Below are 5,613 nucleotides of genomic sequence, written 5' to 3' on the forward strand. Positions count from 1 at the left end.
TTCTGGTCCCGCTCCTACTTCGCCGGCTCGTGCGGCGGCGCACCGCTCAGCATCGTCCGCCAGTACATCGAAGGCCAGAAACGGCCCACCTGACCCTCACCGAGCAGGCGCAACGAACTCCGGCGCTGCGCGCCTCCGGTCCAAGGACGCGTTTCCCTCCCCGGCTGAAGCCGGGGATACCCACCCAAGATCAGGGATGGTGGCGAAGTGGCCGTCGCCGCGGACGGAGGAGACGTGTTCGTACTCATCGAGGAAGCGCGCCCAGGAGTCGCACGCGGCTTCCAGGTGTCCGTACCGCAGTTGGCGCTGCGCGAGGACCGCGTAGGCGTGGACGCGGCCTTGCCGCTCCTGTGCCGGTTGCACGCGGATCGATTGCTTCATCGCGTGAATGCTGCCCGCAAGGTCCCCCTCCTCCATCAGCACGTGGAAGACGTGGAAGAGGTAGGCGGCCTGGTCGTAGCCGCCGATCGCGTCGTGCCGGTTATCCGCTTGGGATAACGCCGCCTCGGCTTCGCGCAGGCGGGCGTTGACCTCGGACCCAAGGTACTCATGATCGACAGCACAGAGATACCCCCCATCGGAGGTCGCGAGCCGAATCGCCGACGCGCTCCCCGCCCTCCCACTACCGTCAGATGCTTCAGCCACCGCCCCGACCCCCCAGGAATCATGAACGGACAGCCGGCACAGCCCATCATCGACACCCACGTCCTTCTCCGCGACGGCGACAAGATCCTCCTCTCACAGAGAGGGGGCCCCTACGGCTACCGCCGCTGGCACCTGCCCTCCGGCAAGCTCGACCAGGGCGAACCCCTCACCGTCGGGGCAGCCCGCGAACTGTTCGAGGAGACCGACATCAAGGTCGACCCCGATCACCTGGAGCTCCGGCATGTCGTACACCACCGGCAGGACCACAGCTGCGAGCGCATCGGGTTCTTCTTCGTGGCCTCCCAGTGGGAGGGAACACCCGTCAACAAAGAGCCCGAGAAGTGCCTCGCGCTCCAGTGGTTCCCCGACCATGACCTTCCCGAAGACATCATCGAATACCCCAGCGCGGGCCTGTACGGCTGCCTCAACCAGTCCAGCGCCCTGACGCTGCACGGCTGGCAGTAGCCGGACAACAACGGCCGGTCTGGCCAGGAAAGAGCCCTGACCAGACCGGCTTTGCATGCCCTCACCCACCTCTTCGTGACCGGGTGTGACGCCGGGCGCTGTCAATTTTTCGGGCCGCTGGCTTGATCCCCCACAAGGGCAAGACATGGGGCCCGGCGGGCGTCCACGCAGGCTGCGGGCTGCCCCGTGCAACCGCTACGGCGGCATAGGCAGATACTCACCGCCCTCGATCTGGCCGCCGGCAGGCTGACTGCCGCATTGGCCCGCGCAAGCGGTGACGCGAGTTTCGGCTTCCTCAAGGCCCTGCGCGCCCGCTGGCCCGGCCCGCCGCTGTGGTGCCCAGGCCGGGCCCGCAGGCGCCGCAGCGCGGGCGACGGATCGTGCCGGTGCCGGGATGCACGATCTGGAACGCCGATGCGGGGGACTCGGACGGCGGGGTCTCCATTCGGGAAAGGAGCCGGCATGAGCAGCCCAGACGAGCAGGACATGTCCCACCCGCTGGAACAGGAAACGGGAGAAAAGGACGTCCTCCCCGAGGAAGAGGGCACCCAGCAACCGGCCGCAACAAGCGACCAGACCGGCGAGGGGGACGGGGACACTGCGGACTCCGGTGACGAGCCCGCGTCGGAAGAGTCGTGAGGGCATGGATTGGATTGCCCTTCCGGATGCTGCCGCGTGGCCAGCGGCAGCATCCGGAAGGGTCTAAGTCGTGATCGTGCCCGCTGGTCGACAGGCACGCCGACGCCGTCCTGTGCAGCTGGCCGCGCCGTCCCGCGATCCGCGCCCGCCGCAAGGCCAAGGTCATCAGTCCGGCGAAGGTGATCCGCCGCGGCGCCCTGCACCGGCATGAGAGCTAGAGAACTTTTTCCTGTTTTCAGTTTTTTTGGATGGTTAGTCGGATACGGAAGGTTCCTTGCGGCAAGGGGAGAGAGAAAAGCCATGAGCCGGATAGCGAACACGGATGCTGGGCAGGTGGCACGGACCGCTGGGCAGGAAGCGGCGGCCGTGGGCAACCAGGCCACGCAGGCCGTCGAGGAGGTCACCCGCACAGCCGTCGAACAGGCCAGAACCGTTGCCGGGGAAGCCAGAGCACAGGCGGGCGACGTAGCGCGTGACCTTCGCAGTCGCATGGTGGAGGAGGCCGAGAGCCAGGTCCGGCGCGGAGCCGGGACGATGCGGCAGTGGGCAGGTGAACTGGCTGAAATCGCCGACACCGCTGCGGGCGACTCGTCGGTCAAGAGCGTTCTGAGCGAGGCCTCCAGACGCGGTCGCCATGCAGCGCAGTACATCGAGGAGCGCGGCGCCGAGGGCCTGGTCAGTGATGTGCAGGACTTCGCCCGCCGGCGCCCTGGCCTGTTCCTGGGCGGCGCCCTGCTGGCCGGGTTCACCGTGGGCCGCCTCGCCAAAGCCGGGAGCAGGGCGTCCGCCGGCGTCACGGGCGGCAGCCCTACGCCTCCACAGTCGTCAGCACGGCAAAGTGGTCAGAGCCCAGCCGGTCAACCGGAGATCCCGGACTACCCCTACGACCCGTCCGCGACCGATACACCGACGACGCCACCGCGCCCGGAGCTGTGAGATGGCGACGACCTACCTCGGATCACAAGAACGCGGACAGGGTCAGACGCCGGTCGTCCGTGACGCGTCGATGGGTGAGCTGCTGACCGCGGTCGCCTCGGACCTGCAGACACTGGCACGGCAGGAGCGGGAGCTGGCGAAGGCCGAGATACGGCAGGAAGCCGTCAAAGCGGGAAAGGCTGCCGGCATGTACGGCGGGGCCGGATTCGCCGGTTCCATGACGGCCCTCTTCCTGTCCCTGGCGGCTGTCTTCGGTCTGGCCGCCGCCATACCCGCAGCTTGGGCAGCCCTGATCGTCACCGCGGTATGGGCGGTCGTCGCGGTGGTTCTTGCCGCACTGGGCCGCTCTCGCCTGCGCGCGGTGTCACCACAGCCGCATCACACGGTGGAAACCCTGAAGGAGGACGCGCAATGGGCACGGCACCCCACGAGATAAGGGCCGATATCGAAGCGACCCGCAGCAAGCTGTCCACCGATGTAGCCCGACTCGCCGACAGCGCCCGCCCGAGCCGGATGGTCAAACGCCGCACTCGCAGGGCACGGGGAGCGATGAGAAGAGTCCGCCAGCAGGTCATGGGCACTTCCGCCCGTGCGGTGAGCCGCGGCGCCGATCAGGCCCGGCAGGCGTCCCAGTCGGTCCAGGCCAGTACTTCCCAAGCGGCCCAATCGCTCAGCGGCACCGTCGGCCAGGCAGCCCAGACACTGCAGGACACAGCTGGCCAGACCGCGCTGGAGGCGCGGCAGACGGTGCAGCAGACGCAGCAGGCCGTGAAGCAGGCGCCTGAGCAGGCGATGCGGCAGACCGAGGGCAACCCACTGGCCGCCGGTCTGATCGCTTTCGGTGCCGGAGCTCTCGCCGCCGCCCTCATCCCGACCTCGCAGATGGAGGAGGAAGCCGCATCACGGGCCTCAGAACAAGCCACGCCGGTCTTCGAGGCCGTCAAAGAGGCCGCATCCGAGTCCGCCCAGCAACTCACCCAGGCCGCCACCGAATCCGCACAGCAGGCAGCCCAAGAGGTGCAGGACACCGCGACACAGGCCGCGCGCACCACCGCCGAACAGGCACAAGACCAGATGGAACAAGTCACCGAACAGGCTCGTGAATCAGGGAAGACCACCCTCGACGAGGCCCGCGGCCACACCACGTCGCCCGACGCGCCCTGACCAGACCGCGTCAGCACCCGCCATCTTGGGTCTTGCCTCAGACTCACCTGCCAGCACGCACCGGCGCAAGCGAGCGCGATCGCCCTCGCAGCCGGGCTGGCGCGGCCCGGGTCGCGCCAGCCCGCCCCGGCCCGCCGAGGCGCGTGAGGCTGCGGCCTTGCTGAGCCGTGCCCGTCGATGCTTGAAGACGATACGAGGGGAGCGCTGCTCACCCTCGGCCTGGCGGGGCGGGGGCGGGACGGTGCAGGGCGGCTCACGGTCACTCCTACCGAGTCGCCACCCTCGCCGTGACCAGGCTGGTTTTCGTTCACGGGTTTCGTTCAGTGCTTCGGGAGGCACGGAACCCTCGGCGTGTTCGATGTTCATGAGAGGCGACGGCACTCGGGATCGACGAGCTACTGGATGCTGCAGCGGTGCGGATGCTCGGGATCGTCGGGGCAGGCGAAGACGTTGAGCTCACCCCAGCGGCCCACGCTGACCTCGGTGGGGGTGGCAGACCGGTGTGCGGGCTGGGCCCGGTCCTCCTCCCGAGGTCGCCAGCTGCCGCTGCCGTGGTCCCATTCCGAGCTGTCGATGGTCAACAGCAGGTGCATGGGCGTCCTGCAGGTGAGGCAGTCCATGGGGTACGGGTCGGCCGCGTGCCATGAGGCGAAGCCCCCCACGCGCCAGCCGGGCGGGATGGACAGGTCGTACTGGTAGGCGAGCGGCACTACCGTGCTTCCGTCCGCCGACTGCTCGGCCTCCGCCTCGAGGGCCTCCTCCCAGGCTTCGATCCGAGCGCACAGTTCTTCGGGCAGAAGGCCGGCGAACGGGTAGGTGACCACCTGCTCCGGGTGCAGCACGCAGGGCTCGGGCACGAAGCCGTCGGACCCGACGACCAGCGGCTGCGGTGGCGCGGGCAGCACCTCGCCGACCCCCCACGACCGCCGCCAGCGCAGGTGCAGCTCCAGGCCGTGGCGGTCCGGGCCGTGCGCGTTGAAGGGGCACCAGAACACCTGGAGCAGGTCGCAGTCGCCCGGCCCCGCCGGGAGGTCGGGCACATCCCGCCGGTACAGCTGCGCGAGGCCGATCATCGGCAGCAGGTCGGTCTCGGACACCCCGGGGGTCCGGTGTTCCCGGTGCAGCTCGCTCAGCAGCTCCCGTTCCTCGTCCGTGGGGCCGGGGGCCTGGTCGCGGGCCCATGCCGAAGCCAGAACCTGCCGATAGCGGCGGATGTCGGCCGGTCGTCGCCCACGCCCGCGGCCGTGGGCTTCGCTGCACACCGGCCACGGCTCGCCTGCCGGCCACAGCATGGGACCGCCCACGGAACTAGCCGACATATCTGGTCTGCCCGGCCGCGGATGGAGCCGCATTGTCGTCCCCCCAAGGCGGCCAGTTCCGGAAAGAGCGCCTCGACATCGACAGGGCGCGGGGGCGTGGACCTCGTCATGGAGGGGACCTTAGACACCCCGCAGCCCTGGTCCTTGAGCAACCCCCGACAGCGACTCCCCGTACCGGTGCCGTCAGGACCCGTGATTTCGGTTTGCTCGCAAGCGTCTACCGCCTCCCAAACCGGTGCAGAGCTGCTGTCCGTTCCGGCGTGGGTAGAGCCATCAGGCGTTGCTCCCGGTCATGTCCCGCGGGGTGGTGTAGTCACGGCAGCTGTTTCGGTTCCGGTTGTGGGGTGATCTGCGGTTCGGGTTCGGTTGGCTTGGTGGTGAAGAGCTCGGCCATGGAGGCTTCGGAGAGGTAGCGGCGGTCGAAGACCTGCCACTCGTCGTGGAG

General features: G+C 68.9%; 7 protein-coding genes and 2 pseudogenes. 6 read left to right on the forward strand and 3 right to left on the reverse strand.

All coding sequences use genetic code 11. From position 1 onward, the window contains the following. Positions 1–93 (forward strand): transposase (locus LZ604_RS35150; protein WP_234515494.1); only part of this gene is annotated, 93 nt, incomplete at its 5' end. Positions 94–195: 102 nt separating this feature from the next. On the opposite strand, the pseudogene LZ604_RS35155 reads toward LZ604_RS35150, so the two are convergent. Then, positions 196–525: pseudogene (locus LZ604_RS35155) on the reverse strand (NsdA family TPR-like regulatory protein); the annotation flags it as partial. Between the two features lie 141 nt (positions 526–666). On the opposite strand from LZ604_RS35155, the gene LZ604_RS35160 reads away from it, so the two are divergent. From LZ604_RS35160 to LZ604_RS35180, 5 genes are all read left to right on the forward strand, one after another. Next, a complete protein-coding gene (locus LZ604_RS35160; RefSeq protein ID WP_234520273.1) occupies positions 667–1,110 on the forward strand; it encodes an NUDIX hydrolase in 444 nt (147 codons plus the stop codon). Between the two features lie 462 nt (positions 1,111–1,572). Next, complete coding sequence (locus LZ604_RS35165; RefSeq protein ID WP_234520274.1) at positions 1,573–1,749, forward strand: hypothetical protein; 177 nt, start codon at positions 1,573–1,575, stop codon at positions 1,747–1,749. Between the two features lie 333 nt (positions 1,750–2,082). Next, positions 2,083–2,685, forward strand: coding sequence for a hypothetical protein (locus LZ604_RS35170; protein ID WP_234520275.1), 603 nt, complete (start codon positions 2,083–2,085; stop codon positions 2,683–2,685). Between the two features lies 1 nt (position 2,686). Further along, the gene (locus tag LZ604_RS35175; protein ID WP_234520276.1) at positions 2,687–3,121 is read left to right on the forward strand and encodes a phage holin family protein; all 435 of its coding nucleotides are present in this window, start codon (positions 2,687–2,689) and stop codon (positions 3,119–3,121) included. Continuing rightward, positions 3,097–3,849 (forward strand): DUF3618 domain-containing protein, encoded by a 753-nt coding sequence (locus LZ604_RS35180; RefSeq protein WP_234520277.1) that lies wholly within the window; start codon positions 3,097–3,099, stop codon positions 3,847–3,849. The genes LZ604_RS35175 and LZ604_RS35180 overlap by 25 nt, the downstream gene beginning before the upstream one ends. A 395-nt stretch (positions 3,850–4,244) precedes the next feature. Here LZ604_RS35180 and LZ604_RS35185 read toward each other — a convergent pair whose 3' ends face one another. Then, positions 4,245–5,141, reverse strand: a complete 897-nt coding sequence (locus LZ604_RS35185) for a hypothetical protein (protein ID WP_234520278.1) — start codon at positions 5,139–5,141, stop codon at positions 4,245–4,247. A gap of 340 nt (positions 5,142–5,481) precedes the next feature. After that, positions 5,482–5,613: pseudogene (locus tag LZ604_RS36650) on the reverse strand (IS256 family transposase); the annotation flags it as partial.

The sequence above is a fragment of the Streptomyces glomeratus genome, from assembly GCF_021462825.1.
GTDB lineage: Bacteria > Actinomycetota > Actinomycetes > Streptomycetales > Streptomycetaceae > Streptomyces > Streptomyces glomeratus.

Coding starts and splice junctions, on each gene's coding strand:
- LZ604_RS35160 (WP_234520273.1), top strand. CDS start 667: ATGAACGGACAGCCGGCACAGCCCATCATCGACACCCACGTCCTTCTC.
- LZ604_RS35165 (WP_234520274.1), top strand. CDS start 1,573: ATGAGCAGCCCAGACGAGCAGGACATGTCCCACCCGCTGGAACAGGAA.
- LZ604_RS35175 (WP_234520276.1), top strand. CDS start 2,687: ATGGCGACGACCTACCTCGGATCACAAGAACGCGGACAGGGTCAGACG.
- LZ604_RS35180 (WP_234520277.1), top strand. CDS start 3,097: ATGGGCACGGCACCCCACGAGATAAGGGCCGATATCGAAGCGACCCGC.
- LZ604_RS35185 (WP_234520278.1), bottom strand. CDS start 5,141: ATGCTGTGGCCGGCAGGCGAGCCGTGGCCGGTGTGCAGCGAAGCCCAC.